The organism is Ruegeria aquimaris, assembly GCF_025751555.1.
Taxonomy (GTDB): Bacteria; Pseudomonadota; Alphaproteobacteria; order Rhodobacterales; family Rhodobacteraceae; genus Ruegeria_B; species Ruegeria_B aquimaris.
Genome location: NZ_JAOWLB010000002.1, coordinates 148995 through 172225, shown reverse-complemented (window position 1 = coordinate 172225; position 23231 = coordinate 148995). Strand labels below are relative to the sequence as shown.

Annotated in this window: 22 protein-coding genes; 10 read left to right on the top strand and 12 right to left on the bottom strand. The window is 62.3% G+C overall.

Annotation, left to right across the window (positions count from 1 at the left end; all coding sequences use genetic code 11):
• Positions 1 to 17: 17 nt before the first annotated feature.
• Both accD and OE747_RS03685 read left to right on the top strand, forming a co-directional pair.
• Positions 18 to 977, top strand: coding sequence for an acetyl-CoA carboxylase, carboxyltransferase subunit beta (accD, locus tag OE747_RS03690; protein ID WP_263827253.1), 960 nt, complete (start codon positions 18 to 20; stop codon positions 975 to 977).
• Positions 974 to 2248 (top strand): bifunctional folylpolyglutamate synthase/dihydrofolate synthase, encoded by a 1275-nt coding sequence (locus tag OE747_RS03685; protein WP_263827252.1) that lies wholly within the window; start codon positions 974 to 976, stop codon positions 2246 to 2248. Before accD ends, OE747_RS03685 begins: the two co-directional genes overlap by 4 nt.
• Before the next feature lie 91 nt (positions 2249 to 2339).
• On the opposite strand, the gene OE747_RS03680 is transcribed toward OE747_RS03685, so the two are convergent.
• The 4 genes from OE747_RS03680 to OE747_RS03665 all read right to left on the bottom strand — a co-directional run bounded on the left by OE747_RS03680 (position 2340) and on the right by OE747_RS03665 (position 5524).
• Positions 2340 to 2531: a hypothetical protein gene (locus OE747_RS03680; protein ID WP_263827251.1), complete on the bottom strand. Its 192-nt coding sequence runs from the start codon at positions 2529 to 2531 to the stop codon at positions 2340 to 2342.
• A gap of 45 nt (positions 2532 to 2576) precedes the next feature.
• Positions 2577 to 2756 (bottom strand): hypothetical protein, encoded by a 180-nt coding sequence (locus OE747_RS03675; RefSeq protein WP_263827250.1) that lies wholly within the window; start codon positions 2754 to 2756, stop codon positions 2577 to 2579.
• Positions 2757 to 3245: 489 nt separating this feature from the next.
• Positions 3246 to 4268, bottom strand: a complete 1023-nt coding sequence (locus OE747_RS03670; RefSeq protein ID WP_263386676.1) for an aspartate-semialdehyde dehydrogenase — start codon at positions 4266 to 4268, stop codon at positions 3246 to 3248.
• Between the two features lie 83 nt (positions 4269 to 4351).
• Positions 4352 to 5524 (bottom strand): MFS transporter, encoded by a 1173-nt coding sequence (locus tag OE747_RS03665; protein ID WP_263827249.1) that lies wholly within the window; start codon positions 5522 to 5524, stop codon positions 4352 to 4354.
• Positions 5525 to 5660: 136 nt separating this feature from the next.
• Between OE747_RS03665 and OE747_RS03660 the strand changes: the two genes are divergently transcribed.
• Positions 5661 to 6806: a DUF3095 domain-containing protein gene (locus OE747_RS03660; protein WP_263827248.1), complete on the top strand. Its 1146-nt coding sequence runs from the start codon at positions 5661 to 5663 to the stop codon at positions 6804 to 6806.
• On the opposite strand, the gene OE747_RS03655 is transcribed toward OE747_RS03660, so the two are convergent.
• From OE747_RS03655 to hpaD, 8 genes are all read right to left on the bottom strand, one after another.
• On the bottom strand, positions 6803 to 7855 hold the full coding sequence (locus tag OE747_RS03655) for a branched-chain amino acid ABC transporter permease (RefSeq protein WP_263827247.1): 1053 nt from the start codon (positions 7853 to 7855) through the stop codon (positions 6803 to 6805). The two genes, OE747_RS03660 and OE747_RS03655, sit on opposite strands and share 4 nt — an antisense overlap.
• A complete protein-coding gene (locus OE747_RS03650) occupies positions 7852 to 8883 on the bottom strand; it encodes a branched-chain amino acid ABC transporter permease (protein WP_263827246.1) in 1032 nt (343 codons plus the stop codon). Before OE747_RS03650 ends, OE747_RS03655 begins: the two co-directional genes overlap by 4 nt.
• 60 nt (positions 8884 to 8943) lie before the next feature.
• A complete protein-coding gene (locus OE747_RS03645) occupies positions 8944 to 9666 on the bottom strand; it encodes an ABC transporter ATP-binding protein (protein ID WP_263827245.1) in 723 nt (240 codons plus the stop codon).
• Positions 9659 to 10423, bottom strand: a complete 765-nt coding sequence (locus OE747_RS03640) for an ABC transporter ATP-binding protein (RefSeq protein WP_263827244.1) — start codon at positions 10421 to 10423, stop codon at positions 9659 to 9661. Before OE747_RS03640 ends, OE747_RS03645 begins: the two co-directional genes overlap by 8 nt.
• Positions 10424 to 10495: 72 nt before the next feature.
• Positions 10496 to 11671: a substrate-binding domain-containing protein gene (locus OE747_RS03635; RefSeq protein WP_263827243.1), complete on the bottom strand. Its 1176-nt coding sequence runs from the start codon at positions 11669 to 11671 to the stop codon at positions 10496 to 10498.
• A 148-nt stretch (positions 11672 to 11819) separates the two neighbouring features.
• On the bottom strand, positions 11820 to 12590 hold the full coding sequence (locus OE747_RS03630) for an HpcH/HpaI aldolase/citrate lyase family protein (protein ID WP_263827242.1): 771 nt from the start codon (positions 12588 to 12590) through the stop codon (positions 11820 to 11822).
• Between the two features lie 63 nt (positions 12591 to 12653).
• The gene (locus OE747_RS03625) at positions 12654 to 14063 is read right to left on the bottom strand and encodes a pyridoxal phosphate-dependent decarboxylase family protein (protein ID WP_263827241.1); all 1410 of its coding nucleotides are present in this window, start codon (positions 14061 to 14063) and stop codon (positions 12654 to 12656) included.
• 21 nt (positions 14064 to 14084) lie between these two features.
• Entirely contained in the window at positions 14085 to 15065 is a 981-nt protein-coding gene (hpaD, locus tag OE747_RS03620) for a 3,4-dihydroxyphenylacetate 2,3-dioxygenase (RefSeq protein ID WP_263827240.1), read from the bottom strand.
• Positions 15066 to 15199: 134 nt separating this feature from the next.
• Between hpaD and hpaR the strand changes: the two genes are divergently transcribed.
• The 7 genes from hpaR to OE747_RS03585 all read left to right on the top strand — a co-directional run bounded on the left by hpaR (position 15200) and on the right by OE747_RS03585 (position 23107).
• Entirely contained in the window at positions 15200 to 15637 is a 438-nt protein-coding gene (gene hpaR / locus OE747_RS03615; RefSeq protein ID WP_263827536.1) for a homoprotocatechuate degradation operon regulator HpaR, read from the top strand.
• A 453-nt stretch (positions 15638 to 16090) separates the two neighbouring features.
• Positions 16091 to 17125, top strand: a complete 1035-nt coding sequence (locus OE747_RS03610; RefSeq protein ID WP_263827239.1) for a cupin domain-containing protein — start codon at positions 16091 to 16093, stop codon at positions 17123 to 17125.
• Entirely contained in the window at positions 17122 to 17820 is a 699-nt protein-coding gene (locus OE747_RS03605) for a fumarylacetoacetate hydrolase family protein (protein ID WP_263827238.1), read from the top strand. The genes OE747_RS03610 and OE747_RS03605 overlap by 4 nt, the downstream gene beginning before the upstream one ends.
• A gap of 221 nt (positions 17821 to 18041) precedes the next feature.
• Positions 18042 to 19100: a TRAP transporter substrate-binding protein gene (locus tag OE747_RS03600; RefSeq protein ID WP_263827237.1), complete on the top strand. Its 1059-nt coding sequence runs from the start codon at positions 18042 to 18044 to the stop codon at positions 19098 to 19100.
• A gap of 72 nt (positions 19101 to 19172) precedes the next feature.
• On the top strand, positions 19173 to 19757 hold the full coding sequence (locus tag OE747_RS03595) for a TRAP transporter small permease (RefSeq protein ID WP_263827236.1): 585 nt from the start codon (positions 19173 to 19175) through the stop codon (positions 19755 to 19757).
• Positions 19754 to 21250 carry a TRAP transporter large permease gene (locus tag OE747_RS03590; RefSeq protein ID WP_263827235.1) on the top strand — a complete coding sequence of 499 codons (1497 nt, stop codon included), beginning with the start codon at positions 19754 to 19756 and terminating at the stop codon, positions 21248 to 21250. Before OE747_RS03595 ends, OE747_RS03590 begins: the two co-directional genes overlap by 4 nt.
• A gap of 69 nt (positions 21251 to 21319) precedes the next feature.
• A complete protein-coding gene (locus OE747_RS03585; protein ID WP_263827234.1) occupies positions 21320 to 23107 on the top strand; it encodes a feruloyl-CoA synthase in 1788 nt (595 codons plus the stop codon).
• Positions 23108 to 23231 lie beyond the last annotated feature (124 nt).

The window sequence follows — 23231 nt, the reverse complement described above, 5'->3', positions numbered from 1 at the left end:
CTTCACAGGGTTTCCAAATGAACTGGATCACGAACTACGTCCGACCGCGGATCAACTCGATCTTCTCTCGTCGCGAAGTGCCCGAGAACCTCTGGCAGAAATGCGATGACTGCGGGACGATGCTGTTCCACCGCGAACTGGCGGAAAACCTGAACGTCTGCACGCATTGTGGTCACCACATGAACATTTCGCCGCGCGCCCGGTTCACCGGGCTGTTCGATGGCGGCGTGTTCGTCGAGGTGGACGTGCCAGAGCCGGTGGCCGACCCGCTGCATTTCCGCGACCAGAAGAAGTATCCTGATCGGATGAAGGCGGCCCAGAAGGGGTCCGGCGAAAAAGAGGCCATGTTGGTCGCCACCGGCGAGATTGGCCGCACGCCGATCGTGGCGGCCGCGCAGGACTTTTCCTTCATGGGCGGGTCGATGGGCATGTATGTGGGCAATGCCATCATCGCGGCCGCGCAAGAGGCGGTGAAGCTAAAGCGCCCGCTGATCCTGTTCTCGGCCGCTGGCGGCGCCCGCATGCAAGAGGGCATCCTGAGTCTGATGCAGATGCCGCGTTCCACGGTGGCCGTTCAGATGCTGAAAGAGGCGGGTCTGCCCTATATCGTTGTGCTGACCCATCCCACGACCGGTGGTGTGACCGCATCCTATGCCATGCTGGGGGATGTGCATATCGCTGAACCCAATGCGCTGATCTGCTTTGCCGGGCCGCGCGTAATCGAACAGACCATCCGGGAAACCCTGCCCGAAGGGTTCCAGCGCGCCGAATACCTGCTGGATCACGGCATGCTGGACCGGGTCGTCAAGCGTACGGATCTGCGGGATGAACTGATCACCATCACCCGGATGCTGATGAAACTGCCGCCCGCCGTGCGCGGGGAATTGCCCGCACCGGCGGTGAAGGCCGACGAACCCGCGGCAGAAAAAACCGCCGCGCCCAAACCCACCGAGTCCAAGGCCGCTGCCAAATCATGACCACACCCGGTTCTGACGTCATCCTTGAGCGGATGATGGCGCTCCACCCCAAGATCATCGACCTTACGCTGGACCGGGTCTGGCGCCTGCTGGCCGCGCTGGATAATCCGCAGGACCGCCTGCCGCCGGTGATCCATATCGCGGGCACCAATGGCAAGGGATCGACCCAGGCAATGATCCGCGCCGGGATCGAGGGCGCGGGCAAGTCGGCCCATGCCTATACCTCGCCGCACCTGGCGCGGTTCCATGAACGTATCCGGGTGGCGGGAGAGCTGATCTCCGAACCCGATCTGGTGGCGGTTCTGGACGAATGTTATGCCGCAAATGGCGGCGAGACGATCACCTATTTCGAGATCACCACCTGCGCGGCGCTTCTGGCCTTTGCCCGGATGCGCGCCGATTACACCCTGCTCGAAGTCGGCTTGGGAGGCAGGCTCGATGCCACCAACGTGATCGCCCGGCCTGCCTTGTCGATCATCACCCCGATCTCGATGGATCACGAACAATATCTTGGCGACACGCTGGCCAAGATCGCAGGCGAAAAAGCCGGGATCATCAAGCGCGGCATTCCGGTAGTGGTCGGTCCCCAGCCCGACGAGGTGATGGAGGTGATCGAAGCCACCGCCGCCGGTCTTGGCGCGCCTCTGATCGCCCATGGTCAGCACTGGCATGTGCGGGAAGAACACGGGCGGCTGGTGTTCGAGGATGAAACCGGCCTGTGTGACCTGCCCCTGCCCAACTTGCTTGGGGGGCACCAGATCCAGAACGCAGGCGCGGCGCTGGCGGCGTTGCGGCATCTGAACCTGGGTGAGGCTGCGTATGAGGCGGCTGTGACCAACGCCTATTGGCCCGCCCGGATGCAGCGGCTGAAGACCGGTCCCCTGACAGAAATGGCACCCGAGGTCGAGCTGTGGCTTGACGGGGGGCACAACCCGGCAGCGGGCGAGGCGCTGGCGGACCTTCTGGCGCGTCTGCCCGCACGACCAACGCATCTGATCTGCGGCATGCTCAACACCAAGGATGTCTCGGGCTATCTGCGGCCACTCGCCGGTCAGGCGGAGAGCCTTGCTGCCGTTTCGATCCCGGGGGAGGCGAACACGCTGACCGCTGATCAGACAGCCGCTGCCGCGAACGCCTTAGGGCTGACCGCCTCTACGGCGCCGGGCGTGGCCGCCGCGCTGGCCGGGATCGTGTCCAGGGACCCGTCCGCGCGCGTGCTGATCTGCGGTTCGCTTTATCTGGCGGGCAATATCCTGCGCGAGAACGGCTGATCTGTCAGGCCGCATACCCAATAGGCTGGACCATGATGCAAGAAAGGCGCCCCGCAGGGCGCCTTTTCTGTGTTCCGGCAGGGGTGGGGTGTCAGGCCGCGATCCGCTCGTCGTCCATCCGGCCGCGCACCGAGAAGAACACCGGTTTCGCCTTTTGCCGTGCGCGGTGGGCGAAGAAATTCAGGACTTCACCTTCTGCCTCGGCGCCTTGCTTGGTGCGGCGCAGGTACTCCAGCGCGGCGATGCGGTTCTGGCGGGCTTTCTGTGCGAGAGAGATATTCATCTGGGTGCTCCTGGTGTTCTGAATGGCTGAATTCTGTGGTTGGGCTCAGGCGGCGTCGCCGGATGTGCCCCAAGGGTTGGTGACGAAGAAAACGCCGGACGCGGTGCGCAGGGGATGGGCCTGTGCCCGCCAGTCGGCCATTGACAGAACATTGTCCGACCGACCATGGCTTTCGCAGGCCAGGTTTTGCGCTTCGGGGCGACGGAAGGTGATGATGGTTGCCATTTTCGTTTTCCTCTTTTGTCAGAGGCGATACCGCCTTGCGTTTCTGTTTTTGGGGCCCAGGCTTGGGAAACTTCCTCTCGTCGCCATGAACCGGACTTGTTACTCTTGTCGTGCCTTCGGCTGCGGCGCGTCGGTAGATACAACTTTACCGGTACCTCTTTTGAGGTCTATTCCGGCTGCCGCTGCCGTTTGGGCCGAAGGGTTAATTTCCTGATGCTTTGATGTTTGGCTGAGATTCGGTCGGGAATCGCGCAATTTTGTGGCGAAAAAGTGGAAAATCACAAATAAAACAAAAGTTTGTCCACGTCTCGGCCCAAGTTTGTCTTGTTCCGGACAGATTTTCGCTCGGCTGGAAACACACGGTTTCCGGAGGGGATTCAGTGATTCCCTCTCGGAGTCGCACAATCATTGATTGCGCTACCTTTCGGGCAAAAGAAAACCGCCCCCATCCATCCGGACGGGGGCGGCGCATGTCGTGCCAGGGTGCTGTCAGCCCTTCTTCAGGACCTCACGGCCCAGCAACTCGGCGATCTGAACCGCGTTCAGTGCCGCGCCCTTGCGCAGGTTGTCGGACACACACCACAGGTTCAGACCGTTTTCGACGGTGGAATCCTGCCGGATGCGGCTGATGAACGTTGCGAAATCGCCGACGCATTCCTTGGGCGTGACGTAGCCGCCGGGCTCGCGTTTGTCGATCACCATGATGCCTGGTGCTTCGCGCAGGATGTCGCGGGCCTCGTCCTCGTCCAGGAATTCCTCGAACTCGATATTCACCGCCTCGGAATGGCCGACGAACACCGGAACCCGCACACAGGTCGCGGTGACTTTGATCGAGGGGTCGACGATCTTCTTGGTCTCGGCGACCATCTTCCACTCTTCTTTGGTCGAGCCGTCTTCCATGAAGACGTCGATATGGGGAATGACGTTGAAGGCGATTTCCTTCTGGAACTTCTTCGGGGGCACGTCCGAGGTCGGGTTATAGACCGCCTTGGTCTGCTCCCACAGCTCGTCCATACCTTCCTTGCCCGCGCCCGACACCGATTGATAGGTCGAGACGACGACGCGCTTGATCGTGGCGCGGTCATGCAGCGGCTTCAGTGCCACCACCATCTGCGCGGTCGAGCAGTTGGGGTTGGCGATGATGTTTTTCTTGGCATAGCCGTGGATGGTATGCGGGTTCACCTCGGGCACGATCAGCGGAATGTCGGGGTCGTAGCGGTAGAGCGAACTGTTGTCGATCACCACGCAACCGGCCGCGGCCGCCTTGGGCGCATAGACCTTGGTCGCGTCCGAGCCGATGGCGAACAGCGCCATGTCCCAGCCGGTGAAATCAAAGGTATCCAGATCCTGGGTCTTGATCGTCTTGTCGCCAAAGCTGACTTCGGTGCCCAGGGATTTACGGCTTGCCAACGCGGCAATTTCATCCACGGGGAACTGGCGCTCGGCCAGGATGTTCAGCATTTCGCGGCCCACATTGCCCGTGGCGCCAGCGACGACGACGCGATAACCCATTTTCTTGTTTCTCCAGATATACCCGGTCGCCTTGACCGGCGGCGGTTCCATACAGGGAAAGTGGCGGCGAGGAAAGGCCCCAGTCAGGCCAGACTGTCGCGGCTGAACAGATAGATCACGAGACCGGCCGCCAGAGACACCGCGAAAAAGGTCACGATCGCGGAATAGGGGGCGGCGGCGCCGACAGTGGCATAGCTCTCGTGCAGGCGCCCGGTGACGAATTGCATCAGCCCGACACCGCCGATGCCAAAGAGGTTGAGCAGCGTCACCCCACGCCCCACCAGATGGGCCGGGATAAAGGCGCGGCCATGCGCCATGATTACCGGGAACGAGGCGCCGAGAAAGCCGATCGCCGCTAACAGCGCAACCGAAGACCAGACGCCAAGGTCGATCCATAGAACCAGCAGGACCAGGGCCAGTACTCCGCCCAGGTTACCGCCGAAGATCACCCATTTGCGGGTGCGCAGAATCCGGTCAAGCGGCCCATAGGCAAAAGTTCCGGCAATCATCGCCGCCCCCATGATCAGCGTGGCTTGCCCGATCTGCCCGGTGTCGAGGCCAAACACATCACGCAGATAGGGCCCCGCCCACAGCCCGCGCAGCGCCGCGGCAGGTGCGTAGGCCACCAGCATCAGTGGCAGGATGGTCCACAATAAGGGCTGTTTGAGCAGGTCGAGCAGCGACCCCTTGCTGTCATGCTGCACCATCTCGGGGTCGCGCACCGATAGCCAGATGCCCGCCGCCACCGCCGCTGATATCGCGGCAAGCCCAGCGAGCGTTGCGCGCCATCCCATCAGCTCTACCGCCAGCGCCGTGGGGTACGAGGCCACAAGATTGCCCACAGACCCCACGCCCAGCATGAGTGCGGCAAGCGTCGCGAACCGCGCGGGCGGGTATTCGCGGGCAAAGATGAAGTACGAGGCCATCAGCACCGGTGAACAGCCGATCCCGATCAGGACCATCGCGGCGCTGATATGCAGGGGTGCCGTGGCCGCCGCAAACAGTGCAGCACCGCCACCGCCACCCACCAGCAGTAATGCCGCCGCCGTCCGGCGCGGCCCGATCCGGTCGAGTGCCCAGCCCACGGGAATCTGCATGGCAGCGAAGGTCAGGAACCACAGGCCCGAGGCAAAGGCCAGATCGTCGGGTTGCGCACCGATATCACGGGCCAGATCGGCGGTCAGCACCGCCAGAAATGCGCGAAAGAACTGGCTGAGCACATAGGCCAGACACAGGATGAACAGACCGGCCTGCATGTGTTTTCCTCCTACCCGGGCATGCGCTCGATGGTTGACATGTTACCGGCTTGCGCACAAGCGCGCCGATGGTGTGGTGAGGCACTGGATTTCGCTGCGCGGCTGCTATTTAGAATGGGAGTGCTGTGGGGGTCACATGGTTGACGGTTCGGATTCGTTTTACGCCTCGTTGCGCCCGGTGATGGATTTCCCCGAGCTGTCGGAGCCATCACGTTTCACGCCGCTTCCCGATGACTGGGTGCTGGGCACCGCCGATATCGTCGACAGCACCAGAGAGATCGCACGCGGACGTTACAAGACCGTGAACATGGTTGGCGCCGCGGTGATTTCGGCCATGATCAACGCCATGGGCGACCTGCGATTTCCCTATGTGTTCGGCGGTGACGGCGCCGGTTTCGCGGTTCCCGGTGACAGGGCCGCTCAGGTTCGCGCGGTGCTGGCCGCGCTGCGCCGCTGGGCGGAAGAGGAGTTTGGCATCGCCCTGCGCGCCGCGCTGGTGCCGGTGGCCGACATCCGCGCGGCCCGACGCGATGTGCGGGTGGCCCGCTATGCGGCCTCGCAAGGGGTCGATTATGCCATGTTCTCGGGCCGGGGGCTGGCCTGGGCTGAAGCGCGGATGAAGGCCGGGGAGTTCACCGTTGACCCAGGTCCTCCGGGCGCGCAGCCGGATTTGACCGGACTGTCCTGCCGCTGGTCCAACATGCGCGCCCGCAACGGGCAGATTGTGTCGCTGGTGGTCCATCCCACCGACAGGGCGACCGAGCGCGACTTTGCCGATCTGGCGAGGCGTGTCGTCACCGCTGCCAACGGGTTGGAGCGAGGCGGCCATCCGGTGCCGCCCGGCGGTCCGGCTGTGACCTGGCCGCCCCCGGGTCTGTCGCTGGATGCGCATGTGTCGCGAGAGGGCCGCAATCTAGGCCTGCACAAACTGAAGCTCCTGGGCCAGAACCTGCTGATCTGGCTGTTGTTCCGTACCGGTCTGCGGCTGGGTGACTTTCAGCCCGGCCACTATGCCCGCATGGTCAGCCGCAACGCCGATTTCCGAAAATTCGATGACGGGCTGAAGATGACTCTCGACTGCGATGCCGACACCCGCGCGCGGATCGAGGTGATCCTTGAGGATGCCCGCCAACGTGGCAAGATCCGCTATGGTCTGTTTGCCCAGGACGAGGCGATGATGACCTGTTTCGTGCCCTCGGCCATGCGCGACGACCATGTGCATTTCATCGACGGGGCGGCGGGTGGTTACGCCGCCGCCGCCGAGCGCATCCGCCGCGCCTAACCGCGCCGCAGCCGCCCCACAACGCCGGTGGGAAAGAAATAGACGCTGAGGATGAAGAGCACGCCCAGCCACAAGAGCCAGCGGTCGGCATCCAAGAGTTGCGGCAGCACCGGCACCCCTTCGACCAGAGACGCCGCAACCCCCATCAGGTTTTGCAGATAGTTCTGCGCCAACACCAGCAGCGTTGCCCCGATCACCGCGCCATACATGGTGCCCATGCCACCGATCACCACCATCAGCAGAATGTCGATCATGATCTCCATGCTCAGCGTGGTATCCGGCCCCACATAGCGCAGCCAGATCGCATAGAGACTGCCCGCCAGCGCCGCAACCGCCGCCGAAAGGCAGGTCGCCGCAACCCGGTAATAGACCACCCGATAGCCGATCGCCTCGGCGCGGAAATCATTCTCGCGGATCGCCTGCAACACCCGGCCAAAGGGTGAATTCACCACCCGCAGCATCAGCAGGAACAGGACCAGACTGCCCAGGAAGACCACGTAATAGGACAACAGCTTGCCGTTCAACTTCACCCCGAACAGCTCGTCCCCGAACTTGAAGGCCGGACCCAGTGCGCGGGGGGTCTGAAAGGTCAGCCCATCCTCGCCCCCGGTCAGGCCCGACAGCTGGCTGACCAGAACCGCCACCGCCGAGGCCACCGCCAGCGTGATCATGGCAAAGAAGATCGCCCTTACCCGCAGGCTGAACAGGCCAATGACAAAGGCCAGCACCGCCGCGAGCAGCGCACCCGAACTCGCGCCGACGATGATCGCGTCGAACCCGCGCCCCATATGGGTCAGGGCCAGTGCGACCCCATAGGCGCCGATGCCAAAGAACATGGTATGGGCGAAACTGACGATACCGCCATAGCCCAAAAGCAGATCATAACTGGCCACCAGCACGATGAACACGCAGATCCGCGCCGCCGTGTCGACGGTGCGCACGCCCGGAAACAGGAAGGGCGCCAGCGCCAGACAGATCAGGATCAGCCCCAGGATCAGGGCCAGTACCCGAGAGCGGGGCATGTCGCCCGAAAGAACAGCGTTGATCATTTTGCCTTCACCACCGGGATCATGCCCATCGGGCGCCACATCAAGATCGCGACCATCAGGCCGATATTGGAAATCAGGGCCACCTTGGGTTCCAGAAACGCGACATAGTTCTGCATCAGCCCCACCAGCAGGGCGCCGATGAAACAGCCCTCGACGCTGCCCAGCCCGCCGATGATGACGACGATAAAGATCAGGATCATCGCCTGATTGCCCATATGGGCACTCACGACCTCCTGATAGAGACCCCACATGACGCCCCCCAGCCCGGCCAGCGCCGAACCGGCGATGAACACACCGACAAAGACCAGCCGCAGCCGATAGCCCAGCGCCTGCACCATCTCGCCATTCTCGACGCCCGCGCGCACGATCAGCCCGATCTTGGTGCGCCTCAGCGTCCAGCGCATGGCGGCAAAGACCACAAGACCCAGACCCACCGCTACCAGCCGGTATTTCTCCAGCGCGGCGCCCGCGAATGTGATCGCGCCCTTCAGCGCTTCGGGGCGCGAGATATAGATCTCCTCGGGTCCCCAGAGCACGATGATCAGCTGCTCGACCACGATCAGCCCGCCCATGGTCACCAGGATCTGTTTCAGGTGATGACCATAGACCGGCTTGACAATGACCTTTTCAAAGGCCCAGCCCATGGCGCCGGTGGCCAGCATGGCCCCGATCACCGCCAGCCCCATGGCCGCAAGGTTCAGCGCCAGCGAGGGCGCGCCGGTCATGCCGCCCAGCATGAGCAGCACCGAGACACCGACAAAGGCGCCCACCGAGACAAAGGCGCCATGGCCGAAGTTGATGACATCCATCAGGCCAAAGACCAGCGTCAGGCCCGAGGCCATGAGAAAGATCATCATCCCCATCGCCAACCCCGACACCGTCAGCGTCAGCCAGGACGAGGTATTCGGGATCGCCAGCAGACCGGCCACGACCAGCAGCGGCACCAGCAGCACCGGCATCCACGGCGCCAACCGCTGTGCCAGCGATAGCCGCGCCATCGTGGGCGCGTGTTCCGGGGCCATGCTCATGACACGCCTCCTGCTTCTTTCTGGTCAAAAATACTCAATTCCAACCTCTCCACGCGCATCTCAATGGGCCTCCATGCTCAGACCCATCAACCGCTCCTGCAAACTTGCATCGGTGGCCAGTTCGCGCATCTCGCCGGACCAGACGATGCGCCCGTCATCCATCACGCAAGCGGTATCGCCCAGCGCCCGCGCGACCGAGAAATTCTGTTCCACCAGCAGGATCGAGGCGCCCTGCGCCTTCAACTCGCGCAGCGCGCGGGCCATGGTCGACACGATCGCGGGCGCAAGGCCCTTGGTGGGTTCGTCGATCAGATAGAGCCTGCGCTCCTCGACCATCGCGCGCGCGATCGACAGCATTTGTTTCTGCCCGCCCGACAGGTTCCCGGCCTCAGATTTCCAGAAGGTCTTGAGCGGCGGAAAGGCCTGGAACACCCAGTCGAGCCGCGCACCGTCGATGGGGCCCGAGGCGGCGGCCAGCACCATGTTCTCTTCAACCGTGAGATTGGCAAAGATGCCCATATCCTCAGGCACAAACCCGACACCGGCCCGCGCAATCGCCGGGGTTGGCATCCGGGTGATATCCTGGCCGTCCAGCAGGACGCGGCCCTGATGCGCGCGCCAGTGCCCGATGATCGTGCGCAACGTGGTGGTCTTGCCCACCCCGTTGCGCCCCAGAAGCATGGTCACCGCGCCGCGCGGCACCTCGAGGTCAACACCTTGCAGGATGTGATACTGGGCGATGTTGGTATAGACGCCCTCCAGTCGCAGGATCGGATCAGACATCTTCCAGCTCCCGGCCCATATAGGCCTCTTGCACCACGTCCGAGGCCATTACCGTGGCCGGGTCGCCATCGGCGGCCAGCGCGCCGTTATGCAGCACAATGATACGGTCGGCCAGCGTACGGATCACGTCCATCTTGTGTTCCACCAGCAGGATGGTCCGGTCGCGCTGCTCTTTCAACTCGGCAATCAGATCGAGCACCACGGGTGCCTCGTCCACGCTCATGCCCGCAGTGGGTTCGTCGAACATATAGACAGCGGGGTCGAGCGCGATCAGCAGCGCAACCTCCAGCTTGCGCTGGTTGCCGTGGCTCAGCTCGGACACGGTCTGATCGCGGTTGTCGATCAGCCGCACCCGGGTCAGGATCGCCTCGGCAGCGTCGGTCAGTTCCGCGTGGCGGCTGGCCATCGACCACAGGTTCATGCCCTGGCCTGCCTTCGACTGAACCACCAGGCGCACGTTTTCCAAGACGCTCAGATTGGGAAACAGGTTGGTCAGCTGAAACGCGCGCCCGATCCCGGCGCGGGTACGTTGGGACACCGACTGGCCCGAGATATCGCGCCCACGCAGCAGGACACGGCCCGCACTGGCCGGGATCTGGCCCGAGATCAGGTTGAAATAGGTGGTCTTGCCGGCACCGTTCGGACCCACGATTGCGGTGAGTTCCCCGGTGTGAAAGGCGCAGGAAACCGTGTCCACGGCCACATGGCCGCCAAACCGCACGGTCAGCCCCTCGGTCGCCAGGATGGGGGATGGCATGGCTTTGTCTTCCGCTTGCAAAAAGACCGGCCCCGGCGCGTCACGCGCCACGGGACCGGCCAGGTCGGGGAATTACTTGTTGCGGATCGGGATCGGCAGATCGTCGATCGTCAACTCGCGCACCAGTTCCGGGATCGCCCATTCGACATTCGGGTCGACCTTGATCTTGAAGTGATACATGGATTGCAACGCCTGGTGATCCTCGGGGCGGAACATCATCTTGCCCTTGGGTGTCTCCCATTCCATGCCCTCCATGGCCGAGATCAGCGCCTCGGTATCGGTGGAGCCTGCCTTCTTGATAGCCTCGACCACGGCGATACCTGCCGCCATGCCGCCCGCGGTGAAGAAGTCGGGCGGGGTGCCAAAACGGTCCTGATGGGTCTTGACCAGCCAGTCGTTCACAGGGTTCTGCGGGATCTCGTAGTAGTAATAGGTCGCCCCCTGCATGCCCGGGAAATCCTTGTAGGCCGCCATTGCCGCCAGGATGTTGCCGCCGGTCGCGATCTCGATGCCGAAACGGCTGGGATCCATCGCCTGGATCTTGCCCATCGGGTTGCCGCCCCCGGCCCAGATGATGAACAGGCGCTTTTCGCCATCCAGGTCCTTCATCGCGTTAAAAATACGCTCGGCCGCAGCGGTAAAGTCGGTGGTATCGGTCGGCACGTATTCCTCGTGCACGATGCCCGAACCCGCACCCTCCAGCGCTTCCTTGAACGCGGCGATGCCGTCACGGCCAAAGGCATAGTCCTGTGCCAGCGTGGCGATACGCACGTTCTCACCCGCCAGCGCGATGGCGTTCGACACCGCGTCCTGGCTGCTGTTGCGCCCGGTGCGGAAGATATAGCGGTTCCAGTTGGCCCCAGTGATCGAATCCGCCACCGCCGGTTCGACGATCAGCACCTTTTCGTATTCCTCGGCCACCGGCAGCATCGCGAGCGCCACGCCGGAACTCACCGGGCCCACGGCCAGATCGACCTCGTCATCGCCATAGGCCTCTTCCAGCAGGGCCTTGCCGTTTTCAGGCTTCAGTTGGGTGTCTTTCTCGATCACCACGATCTTTTCGCCATTGATCTCCATCGACCCGCCGGTGGCATATTCCAGCCCCAGCATCAGCCCGTCATGGGACTGTTTGGCATAGGCCTCGAACGGGCCGGTCTTGCCATAGACATGGGCGATCTTGATGTCGGCGGCCGCAGCGGATGCCAGTGCCAATACCGACACCGCACCCGCGCACAAAATGCGTTTCATGTTTCTCCTCCCCGATATGCGCCGAGGGTTTCGGCGCGTCGCGCTTAGAATGGCAACAGGCTAGTTGTGAGGAGCGGTTTCGGTCAATTATGCGGAAATACGTACCCGTATCCGAGGCCTGCGGCGGTGTCGGCTAAGCGTGGTGCGCTCAGGCGGATTTCCACTGTGCCGACAGCCGCCGCGCGGTGTTGGCCAGCAGCATCACGTCCAGCCCGACAGCCACGAACTGGGCGCCCATATCCAGATAGGCTTGGGTCGCCTCGTCGGTGGTTCCCAGGATGCCCGGCGCCTTGCCTGCCGCCCGGATACGTTGGACGGCATCGGCGATCACTGCCCGCACCTCGGGGGCCGCGCTGTTGCCCTGAAACCCCATATCGGTGGACAGGTCGGCGGGTCCGATAAAGACACCGTCCACCCCGTCGATGGTCAGGATCTCGTCCAGCGCCGCAATGCCGGCGCGGTTTTCGACCTGCACCAACAGACAGATCTCCTGATCGGCGGTCTGGATGTAATCGCTGACGCTGCCGAACATGGTTGCGCGGGCCGCAGTGGCGCCCACACCGCGTACGCCCGTCGGTGGATAGCGGCAGGCGCGCACCAGCTGACGGGCCTGATCGGCGCTTTCCACGATGGGCACCAGGACCGTTTGCGCGCCCGCGTCCAGCACCTGCTTGATGATCCAGTCCGCGCCCACCGGCACCCGCACGACCGGATGCGACGGGCTGGCGGCCAGCGCGGTCAACTGGTCGCGGATCGAGCGAATGTCATTGGGCGCATGTTCGCCATCCACCACCAGCCAGTCAAAGCCGCAGGTGCCCATGATCTCGGCCACGCTGGGTTCGGCAAAGCTCATCCAGCAGCCGATCTGGCGCCTGCCCTCGGCGAGGGCCTGTTTGAACGGGTTATTGGGAGCGGGCATTGGGGCCTCCTCTGGTCAGGTCTTGCGGTCAGCCTGCGTCAGCGCACAGGTCCCGTCCAGCATTCAGGGCAGAGTGCGAGCGATTTCGGTGATCACGTCAAAGGCCATCATCACATCGTCTTCGGTGGTTTCGAACTGTCCGGCCTGAAACCGGATCACCAGTGCGCCATCGACGCGGGTCTGGGTCAGGTAGATGCGACCGTCATCGTTGATCGCGTTGACCAGCCGCTGGTTCAACTCGTCCGGGTCGGACCCGTTGCGCAGATAGCGAAAGGTCCAGAGCGACCACATCGGCGGCGTCATGATCTCGAAATCCGGTTCGGCGGCAAGCCGGTCATGCAATGCGCCCGACCAGGCGATATGGTTGCGCAACCGCTGGCGCAGCCCCTCCATCCCGTAACTGCGCATCAGGAACCACAGTTTCAGCGCACGGAACCGGCGGCCTAGCGGTACCGACCATTCGGAGTAATTGATGATGCCGTCGCGCCCGTGGGTTTTGAGATACTCAGGCTGGATTGCCAGAGTGCGCACCAGATCGTCGGGGTTCTTCAGGAAATGCGCCGAGCAATCGAACTGAACGCCCAGCCATTTATGCGGGTTGAAGACGATGCTGTCGGCGCGCGCGATGCCGGGCCAGTAATGGCGGAACTCGGGACAGATCATCGCAGACCCGGCCCAGGCCGCGTCCACATGGGTGTAGAGGCCGTATGTCTCGGCCACATCCAGACAGCGATCCACCGGATCGGTGGCGCCGGTGCCGGTGCCGCCCACACACAGGATCAGGCCTGCCGGGTGCCGCCCCGCTGCCAGATCGGCCTTGATCGCGGCCTCCAGCGCGTCGGGGTCCATGCCACGCCAGTCGCCCTTGATCGGCACTCGCACCAGATTGTCCTGCCCGATCCCGGCCACCCAGATGGCGCGATCGACCGAGGTATGAACCTCGGACGAGCAATAGACCCGCAATGGCTTCTGACCGAACAGGCCCTGCTGGTTCCCCTGCCAACCCAGCGCCTTTTCCCTAAGCGTCAGCACCGCCGCCAGCGTCGCCGACGAGGCGCTGTCCTGGATCACCCCGGCAAAGCGTTCGGGCAGGTCCAGTGCTTGCCGCAGCCAGTCCATCATCCGCGTTTCCATCTCGGTCGCGGCGGGCGAGGTCTGCCACAACATGCATTGCGGCGCGATGGCCGAGGCCAGGAATTCGGCCAGCACCGAGGGCGCCGAGGCGTTCGAGTTGAAATAGGCGAAAAAGCGCGGATGCTGCCAATGGGTGATGCCCGGCATCACGATATCCTCGAAATCGCGAAAGATATCTTCCATCGCTTCGGGCGTTTCGGGCGGCGTTTCGGGCAAAGCGTTCAGGATCGCGCCCGGCTCGGTTCGGGCGCGCACCGGGCGTTCGCCCACGGTCAGGTGATAGTCCTGCGTCCAGTCGGCGACCCGTCGGCCCCAATCGGCGAATTCGTCCCATTTCATCTGTCATGTCCTCGCCAGCCCTCAGGGGGCAATGATCGGTTGCGCCTTGAGGGCGCTCGGCACCGGCTCAGTGCCTTCAAAGGTTGATCCTTCCTCGAACCAGCTTTTCGGGGCGGGCGCCCCCCACAGGGTCTGGCGCTGCGGGTCGGTGAGCGACCAGCGGATCGGTTCCAGATCCGGGTCGACAGTCTGATAGTCCGAACAATAGATCTCGATCCGGTGCCCGTCGGGATCGCGGACATAGAGGAAGAAGGCGTTCGAGATCCCGTGCCGCCCCGGCCCGCGCTCGATATTGGCGACATAACCGGTGGTGCTCATAAGATCGAGCAGGTCGATGATGTTCAGCGGGGTCGGCACCCAGAAGGCGGTGTGATGCAGGCGTGGGCCCAGCCCATTGGTAAAGGCCACGTCATGCACGCCGCCCTTGCGGTGCATCCAGGCGGCCCAGAGGCGGCCGCTTTCGTCATCTTCGGTGTATTCGGTGACGCGAAACCCCATCTCGCCGTAAAAGGCGACGCTGGCGTCCACATTGGCCGAGAACATGTTGAAATGGTCGATCCTGAGCGGCTTTACCCCATTGTAGAGCCGGTAGTTCTGGTGGATCGGCGGCAGCCGGTCCATCCGCACATAGAATTCCAGCGGAATGCCCCAGGGATCGCGGGTGCGCAGCGTGCGGCCCATATGTGGCCGCTCGGCCCAGGCGGTGGGCAAAGATTTTTCGGCGAAAAATCTTTCGGCCCGCTCAAGGTCCGGTTCGTCATAAAGCTTGAAGCCCAGTACCCCCACATCGGCCGTATCGGCCTCAACCAGGACGATGCAGTGATGCCCACGCTCTTCCATCGCGCGCAGATACAGGCGCCCGGTTTCCTCGTGCGTGACCTGAAGGCCGAGGATATCGACATAAAAGGCACGGCTGGCAGCCAGGTCCCTTACCCGGTATTCCACATGGCTGAGACGCACGATGTTGAACGGCGGATACAGGTTGGGGGCGGGAACCGGCATGTGAGTCCTGCTTGGTTTGAGGGGTGATTTTCATTAACATGTGAAATTAAATTCAACTTGTCAAACCTGTTTTCGGCTGGCGTGTGAGGCCATTCGCCCGTTGCGGGGCGCAAAGATTTCGGCAAGACTTCACTATGAGCTCTGATTTGCCCTTAACTTCAAGGTCCTTGCCGATTGCGCTGCTCAGGGCGCGCGAACGTGTCATGGGTCCGATCCGCGCCATACTGATGGATGTCGGAATCACGGAACAGCAATGGCGCGTTCTGCGCGTCCTCGAGGAGGAGGGGCCGCAAGATCCGACCCGAATCGCCGATCAGGCATGTTTGTTGCTGCCCAGCCTGACCCGGATCCTTCAGAAACTGGAAGAGAAGGACCTGATTACGCGGGAACCGGATCCGGGCGACAGGCGCAAGCAGATTGTCAGTATTACATCGGCCGGCGCCAAGATCATTCGCGACAACCTGGGTGCCAGCCAGGCTGTGTTTGACGATATTCGGACGCAACTGGGGGCTGGCCGTTTTGAAACCCTGCTCGATCTGTTGAACGAGCTTTATCAGGAAAAATCCAGCTGACTTCATCGCGGTAAGGGGATCTGCCGGAGAGGAGGGGGCTCTCTCCGGCAGAAAGGCCAGGCCAGATGTAGCTGCGCCGCCTGACCATCCAGCAGAAATCGGACGTAATGGTCACCGTCCACGCCGCTGGGTCGTCGGAACACCTGTGCGCCGGTAGGGACGGCACCTTTCAAAACCGAACGGGACGAGGGGGTCTGCCCGTCAGCATGATGTTCCGAGTTCTCGTTTATCTCTGTTCAATCTTCGTTACCCAGAAAGACGCACAACCAAAGGTGGCGCAATATTGATTTTAGCGCTTTGAAACACAAAGGCAAGGATTGCGCGAAAAAGCGCCGATGCAATTACCGGTTGCGGGCAGATTGCTGCGTATGGCGCACGGACGTGGCTCGGGGACAAGCCAGTTGCCAGAACAACAGACCTGCCTAAGATGGCAGTACCGTTTCGAGAGGGAAAATGACCGAGCAGCTTGGCACCATGGAGGAACTGCCGCAGGACTATCGCGATCAGATGGCGGCGGCCGGTGTGGCGCCGCTTTGGCCGATGATGCGCAATGTGCTGCCGCACAATGCTCCGCAAGCCGTAACACGCTTGGGGCATTGGTCTTATCCGGCGGTGCGACCGCTCTTGCTGCGTGCCGGAGAATTGACGCCGGTGGAAAAGGCCGAACGCCGGGTGTTGGTTCTGTCCGACCCGGGGCGTGGCGCGGGAGCGATGCAGGCGACGGCGGCGATCTATCTGGGCCTGCAATTGTTGCTGCCGGGCGAGACGGCGCCCGCGCATCGTCACACGCCGTCGGCCGCGCGCATTGTGGTCGAGGGGCAGGGTGGCTACACTGTAGTCGATGGCGAGCGCCTGCCGATGGAGCCGGGCGATCTGGTGTTGACACCGGGCGGTGAATGGCACGATCACGGCCATGACGGGGACGAGCCTGTGATCTGGCTCGACGCGCTGGACTTGCCGATTTTCGTGCAGCTTGAAGGCTCATATGCGATCGAGGGCACCTTGCAGGCGCAGCGCAATCGCCCCGATGCCAGCCAGGTCGAATACAGCGCCGTCGGGTTGGTGCCCTCGCGACGACCGGGGCGGGGTGCGCGGCGTTATCCGATGATGCGATATCCCTGGGCCGCGACCGAGGCGGCGCTGCGCCAGATGGCGGCCTATGGCGAGGGGATTGCCGAACTGGACTATATCAACCCCGAAACTGGCGAGGATGTGCTTCCGGCGCTGGGCTTTACCGCCATGATGCTCAAGGCCGGTCAGGTCGAGGCGCCACCGCTGCGGTCCTGTTCCTCGGCCTTTCACGTGATCGCCGGGACCGGGCGCAGCGAGATCGATGGGCAGGTCATCGAGTGGGGGCCAAAGGACACGTTCACCGCGCCGGTCTTTGCCCGCATCTGGCACGAGGCGGAAAGCGAGGCATTCCTGGTCCGCATCCATGATCGCCCACTGCAAGAGAAACTTGGTTACTACGAGGAACGCGCCAGATGAGCGACCACCTGTTCACCCTTCCCCCGATCCCCGGCATTCCGGTTCGAGGGGAAAGCAGCACCTATCCGATCGGGCGCATATTCTGCGTTGGCCGCAACTATGCCGCCCATGCCGCCGAGATGGGCAACGAAGTGGACCGCGAGGCGCCGTTCTATTTCACCAAATCCCCCGCCAATGCGATCCTGACCGGGGCCACCGTTCCCTATCCGCCGGGCACCGAGAATTTCCACTACGAGATGGAACTGGCCTTTGCCATCGGAAAACCGGTGTTCCGCGCAAGCCGGGCCGAGGCCTGGGGTGCCGTCTATGCCTATGGCTGCGCGCTCGACATGACCCGGCGCGACCAGCAGATCCGCGAGCGGGACAAGAAACGTCCCTGGGATCTGGGCAAGGATGTCGAGAACGCAGCGGTCTTTGCCCCTCTGACCCGGGCGGCCGACTGGTCGCCTGGCGAGGAAAAGCGCATTCATCTTGAGGTGAATGGCGCGGTCAAACAGGACGCCACCTTGTCCGAGCTGATCTGGAAGATCGACGAGATTGTCGGTCATCTGTCGGGTTATTACCACCTGCGTCCCGGTGATCTGGTGATGACAGGCACGCCAGCCGGGGTTGGCCCGGTCGTTGCCGGGGACGCGATCACCGGCGGCATCGACGGGCTGCATCCGATCGCCCTGACGCTTGGCCCAGCAGATTAGCCCATGGTTGACGAACGCATTCAATAAACCAAGGGTATTTGGAGAACGATCCAAATTGCGATGATGATCATCGAGTCGCAAGAAAAGTGGTACGATTAGATCAGGTTGCGTTACGGCGGCGCCGGTGAGAGCGGAGCCATTGGAAGGGAGTGTAGCAATATATTGCAAACATGCCAGATATGCGCATTATATTGCTCAGAGAGGGTCAAAGGGAGGATGACATGACCTATCGCAGAAAGATTCTGGGCCTGATCGGCGGCGCCGCGGTGGCGGCTCTGGCGACCGGCTTCAGCGCAGGCACTGCGCTTGCACAGGAGGTTACACTGAAACTGCACCAGTTCCTGCCAGCGCAGGCCAATGTGCCAAAACTGGTGCTGGATGTCTGGGCCGACAACGTTGAAAAGGATTCGGGCGGCCGCATCAAGGTCGAGCGCTATCCTTCGATGCAGTTGGGCGGCAAGCCGCCGGAACTGATGGATCAGGCCATCGATGGCGTGGCCGATGTGGTCTGGACCGTTGTCGGCTATACGCCGGGCCGCTTCCCCTCGACCGAGGTGTTCGAACTGCCCTTCATGATGACCAATGCGCGCGCGGTCAGCCATGCCTATTGGGAGATGTTCGAAAAGCACATGAAGGACACCGAGTTCAAGGATGTGCATATCCTTGGCACCTGGGTTCACGGGCCCGGCATGATCCATACCAAGGATCCGGTGGAAAAACCCGAGGACCTGCAAGGCATGAAGATCCGCGGCGGCTCGCGTTCAGTCAACTCGCTGCTGACCAAGCTGGGCGCGACCCCGGTCGGCATGCCGGTTCCGGCCGTTCCCGAGGGGCTCAGCAAGGGTGTGATCGACGGGACCACAATTCCGTGGGAAGTCACCACGGCATTGAAGGTTCCTGAACTGGTGGAGAACCACACCGAATTCTCCGGAAAGGCGCTTTACACCCTGACTTTCGTTCTGGCGATGAACAAGGCCAAGTACGACAGCCTGCCGGATGATCTCAAAGCCGCCGTCGACAAGAACTCGGGTCTTGAATTCTCGGTGTTTGCGGGTGGCACACAGGCCGATTCCGACGGGCCCGCCCGCAAGGTTGCCGAAGACCTGGGCAACAACATCATCACCATCGACGAGGCCGGGGTGGCTGAATGGCGCGCGCTGGCGCAGCCGATCTATGATGAGTGGGTCGCCGACATGAACAGCAAAGGCATCGACGGTCAGGCGCTGATCGACGAAGCACAGATGCTGATCGAGAAGTACACACCGGATTACGCGAACTGATCCGGACAAGAACCGACCCCGCGGCTCGCAACTGCTGCGGGGTCCTCTTTCGGCGAAAGACGAAAAGAACAGATGCACAAGCTGATGATGGGGCTGGCCAAGGCCATGGCCATTTTGGGTGGGATCGTGCTCAGCGCCTTGATCATGCTGACCTGCGTGTCCATTCTGGGCCGTCTGCTCAACGGTGCGTTTCACGGCAATTTCATGACCGGGATCGCGCCTGAATTTTCTCACTGGATGATCCAGCTGGGTGTGGGGCCAGTAAACGGCGATTTCGAACTTGTCGAAGCTGGTGTCGCTTTTGCGATCTTCTGCTTCCTGCCGTTCTGCCAGATTACCGCTGGCCACGCGTCCGTCGACATCCTGACGAACTCGTTCTCTCAGGGCGTGAACCGGTTTTTGCGGATGGTGACCGAGACCGTGTTTGCCGCCGTTCTCATCCTGATCGCCTGGAAACTGGGCGACGGCATGATCAGCAAGCTTAGTTACGGAGAGACGACTCTGCTGTTGGAGTTTCCAATCTGGTGGGCCTACGCGCTGAGTTTTGCTGCATCTCTGGCGGCGGCTGCGGTCGGTTGTTACATGGCTGGTGTGCGTATTGTCGAGTTCTTTACCGGACGCGTGATCGTCTGGGATGGTGTGGAGACAGGCCATTGACCGCGCTTGAAATCGGCATCGCGTCGTTCCCCGCCCTGATGGTTCTGATCTTTCTGCGCGTGCCGATCGGGCTTGCCATGTTCCTTGTAGGCCTGATCGGGCTGGTGCTGGTGACCGACGGAACTCAGGTCGCCTTTGCCCGATTGAAGAACGAGACCTATACGACCTTTTCCAGCTACTCGCTGACCATCGTGCCGATGTTCCTGCTGATGGGCCATTTCGCGACCCTTGGCGGCATGTCGAATGCCCTGTTCAAGGCGGCCGAAGGGTGGCTGGGTCATCGCAAGGGTGGTGTTGCCATGGCCGCCATCGGCGCCTGCGCAGGGTTTGGCGCGATCTGTGGATCGTCCCTGGCCACTGCGGCCACCATGGGCCGTGTCGCCCTGCCAGAGCTGCGGCAATATGGCTATGCTGGCGGGTTTTCGACGGCCACGCTGGCGGCGGGCGGTACGCTGGGCATCCTGATCCCGCCATCGGTAGTGCTGGTGATCTATGCCATCCTGACCGAGCAGAACATTGCCAAGCTGTTTCTCGCGGCCTTCATTCCCGGCATCATGGCGGCGGTCGGCTATCTGATCGCCATCTCGGTTTACGTGCGGCTCTACCCGGAAAGCGCGGGCACCCGTCCGCCCGTGCCCTATGCCGAACGGTTCGCTGCTTTGGTTCAGGTCTGGCCCGTTCTTCTGGTGTTTGGTCTCGTCGTCGGCGGCATCTACCTTGGCTGGTTCACGCCAACCGAGGGCGCGGCCGTCGGTGCATTGGGGACTGGCGTGATTGCCTGGCTGAACGGCGGCCTGACGCGGGCCTCGTTGACAGAAAGCTTCCTTGTTACCGCGCGGTCCACCGCAATGATCTTTTTCATCGTGCTGGGGGCGGCTTTCTACAATGGCTTTCTTGCCCTGACACAGGTGCCGCAGGAATTGTCGAACTTCGTCGTCAGTCAGGGATACAGCCCGTGGACGGTACTGGCGCTGATCCTTGTCTTTTATCTGGTGTTCGGCTGCCTGATGGACAGCCTCAGCATGATCCTGTTGACCATCCCGATCTTCTTTCCTGTGATTTCTGCCATGGACTTCGACCTCGTTTCGCTTGCCGCCTTGCAGGCCGATGCGGCGATGGAGGTTCTCAAGGCTGGTGTACCAGAAGGGATGAGCGCCGAAACGCTGGCCAGCATCAAGGATGCCATCGCCAGCGGCGCCGAACTGACCCGCGATCAGATGAAGGAGCTTGGTATCCGCGTCACCCGAGGCATGGCCAACCGGATGGAGGCCGAACATGTGGCGATCTGGTTCGGCATTCTGGTGCTGATCGTGGTCGAGGTCGGGTTGATCACGCCGCCTGTCGGCATGAACCTGTTCATCATCAATGCGATGGATCGGGCCACCCGCATGGTCGACACTTACAAGGCGGTGATGTTCTTTGTCGCGACGGACCTGATCCGCGTTGTCATTCTGGTCGCGTTTCCCGCGATCACACTGTTTCTGCTGGGATAGGACGGTTCTTTCCCGGCTCTACGCGACCGGCCCGATCACGGGTCGGGATGCGGGATTTGGGAGGAGAGGATGCCGCAATATCAGGCGCATGATGTCCGGCGCGAGGATCGCGCGGATGGCACGATCCTGCTGCGGTCGGGGCACGAGACCGTATCGCCTGACCGAAAGACTGCCGATTGGCTGCATCGCTGGGCCGAACGTACGCCCGATGCGGTGTTTCTGGCCGAACGCAGCGGGGCAGGCTGGGCCGAGTTGCGCTATGACGCAGCGCTGGAGCGGGTTCGCGCGCTAGCAGCAGGTCTGTTGGCGCGTGGACTGATGCCCGGGGATCGTATCCTGATCATCTCGGGCAACAGCGTCAATCACGGGGTGTTGGCACTTGCGGCGCAGTATGTGGGCCTGGTGCCGGTCCCGGTGGCGGAACAGTATTCGCTGATCCCCGGTGCCCTGAAACAGCTACGCTATGTGATCGGGCTGATCGCACCGGCGATGGTTTACGCCGAAGACAGCGCGCAGTTCGCGAATGCCCTTGCGATGGAAGAGATCACAGGCCGCCAAATCGTTGTCGGCCGAAATCCTGGGCCGGGCATGAGTCTTCTTGCCGATCTCGAACGCGAAACCGCTGATATCGATACCGCGGCCGAGGCTGTTGGCCCCGAGACGGTTGCCAAGATCCTGATGACCTCGGGCTCGACCTCGAACCCCAAGGGGGTGCTGACCACGCAAGCGATGCTGTGCGCAAATCAGGCGCAGTACACCCGCGCCTTGCCGTTCCTGTCCGAACGCCCGCCGCGACTGGTCGATTGGCTGCCCTGGAATCACGTTTTTGGTGGATCGAACAATTTCAACCAGATGCTGGCCTTTGGCGGTGCGCTTTACATCGACGGGGGCAAGCCCGCGCCGGCCCTGATCGGCAAGACGTTTGAGAACAACCGCCTGATGAACGGCACCATCGCCTATAACGTGCCGGTGGGCTTTGCTCAGATGCGCGACGAGATGCGAAGGGATCCCGCGTTGAAGCGCCATTTCTTTGCCGATCTCGACATGCTCTTTTATGCGGGAGCTTCCCTGCCCGCGGATGTCTGGCGCGATCTCAGCGATATGGCCGCCGAAGTGCGCGACACCCAACCCCTGATCACCACTTGCTGGGGCATGACCGAAACCGCGCCTGCCTGCATTTTCCAGCATGTGCCGACAAACCTGCCCGGTATCATCGGAGTACCGCTAACCGGGGTGACGGCCAAGCTTGTTCCGACTGATGGTGGCGCCCACGAGTTGCGTGTGCAGGGCCCCAACGTTTTTTCCGGCTATCTCGGCAATCCGGAAAAGACAGCCGAAGCCTTTGACGACGAGGGTTTCTTTTGTACCGGCGACAAGGTTTCTCTGGTCGATCCGGAGGACCCGAACAAGGGGCTTCGGTTCGACGGGCGGATCGCCGAGGAGTTCAAGCTGACCACCGGGATATGGGTGCCTGCCTCCGATCTGCGGCTAGAGGTGCTGGCGGCATTGGCGCCCCTGGCGGCGGATGTGGTCCTGACCGGAGAGGGGCGTGGCGAGGTTGGGGCGATGATTGTGCCATCGCCCGCGCTGGCGCAGGGGCTCGACGCGCGTGATGGCGCTTGTCTTCCCGGGGAACAGGCCAAGGAGATCGCCAGGCGCCTGTCTCGTCTGAATGCGGGCCGTGGCAGTGCCACAACCATTGCGCGCGCCCTGATTCTGTCTGACCCGCCGTCAATGGCCGATGGCGAGGTCACCGCTAAAGGAAACTTGAACTTCCGAAAGATCCTGATGCTCCGCGCCGAACAGGTGATCCGGTTGCACGAGGATCCGGATGAAACAGTCATATTTGTGCATTAAGATGCACTTTTTCTCGATGAAGATGAGCAATATCTTGCATAAATGACTTTGAGATGCATGATGGCGGTCGCAGAGGGAGGCGCGCGGGACCGTGGAAGAGAGCCGTCCGCGTGCGGCCCTGGGT

Bases quoted from the DNA above. Each gene is read 5' to 3' on its own strand.
- accD (WP_263827253.1), top strand. From the start codon at position 18: ATGAACTGGATCACGAACTACGTCCGACCGCGGATCAACTCGATCTTC.
- OE747_RS03685 (WP_263827252.1), top strand. From the start codon at position 974: ATGACCACACCCGGTTCTGACGTCATCCTTGAGCGGATGATGGCGCTC.
- OE747_RS03680 (WP_263827251.1), bottom strand. From the start codon at position 2,531: ATGAATATCTCTCTCGCACAGAAAGCCCGCCAGAACCGCATCGCCGCG.
- OE747_RS03675 (WP_263827250.1), bottom strand. From the start codon at position 2,756: ATGGCAACCATCATCACCTTCCGTCGCCCCGAAGCGCAAAACCTGGCC.
- OE747_RS03670 (WP_263386676.1), bottom strand. From the start codon at position 4,268: ATGGGTTATCGCGTCGTCGTCGCTGGCGCCACGGGCAATGTGGGCCGC.
- OE747_RS03665 (WP_263827249.1), bottom strand. From the start codon at position 5,524: ATGCAGGCCGGTCTGTTCATCCTGTGTCTGGCCTATGTGCTCAGCCAG.
- OE747_RS03660 (WP_263827248.1), top strand. From the start codon at position 5,661: ATGGTTGACGGTTCGGATTCGTTTTACGCCTCGTTGCGCCCGGTGATG.
- OE747_RS03655 (WP_263827247.1), bottom strand. From the start codon at position 7,855: ATGATCAACGCTGTTCTTTCGGGCGACATGCCCCGCTCTCGGGTACTG.
- OE747_RS03650 (WP_263827246.1), bottom strand. From the start codon at position 8,883: ATGAGCATGGCCCCGGAACACGCGCCCACGATGGCGCGGCTATCGCTG.
- OE747_RS03645 (WP_263827245.1), bottom strand. From the start codon at position 9,666: ATGTCTGATCCGATCCTGCGACTGGAGGGCGTCTATACCAACATCGCC.
- OE747_RS03640 (WP_263827244.1), bottom strand. From the start codon at position 10,423: ATGCCATCCCCCATCCTGGCGACCGAGGGGCTGACCGTGCGGTTTGGC.
- OE747_RS03635 (WP_263827243.1), bottom strand. From the start codon at position 11,671: ATGAAACGCATTTTGTGCGCGGGTGCGGTGTCGGTATTGGCACTGGCA.
- OE747_RS03630 (WP_263827242.1), bottom strand. From the start codon at position 12,590: ATGCCCGCTCCCAATAACCCGTTCAAACAGGCCCTCGCCGAGGGCAGG.
- OE747_RS03625 (WP_263827241.1), bottom strand. From the start codon at position 14,063: ATGAAATGGGACGAATTCGCCGATTGGGGCCGACGGGTCGCCGACTGG.
- hpaD (WP_263827240.1), bottom strand. From the start codon at position 15,065: ATGCCGGTTCCCGCCCCCAACCTGTATCCGCCGTTCAACATCGTGCGT.
- hpaR (WP_263827536.1), top strand. From the start codon at position 15,200: ATGAGCTCTGATTTGCCCTTAACTTCAAGGTCCTTGCCGATTGCGCTG.
- OE747_RS03610 (WP_263827239.1), top strand. From the start codon at position 16,091: ATGACCGAGCAGCTTGGCACCATGGAGGAACTGCCGCAGGACTATCGC.
- OE747_RS03605 (WP_263827238.1), top strand. From the start codon at position 17,122: ATGAGCGACCACCTGTTCACCCTTCCCCCGATCCCCGGCATTCCGGTT.
- OE747_RS03600 (WP_263827237.1), top strand. From the start codon at position 18,042: ATGACCTATCGCAGAAAGATTCTGGGCCTGATCGGCGGCGCCGCGGTG.
- OE747_RS03595 (WP_263827236.1), top strand. From the start codon at position 19,173: ATGCACAAGCTGATGATGGGGCTGGCCAAGGCCATGGCCATTTTGGGT.
- OE747_RS03585 (WP_263827234.1), top strand. From the start codon at position 21,320: ATGCCGCAATATCAGGCGCATGATGTCCGGCGCGAGGATCGCGCGGAT.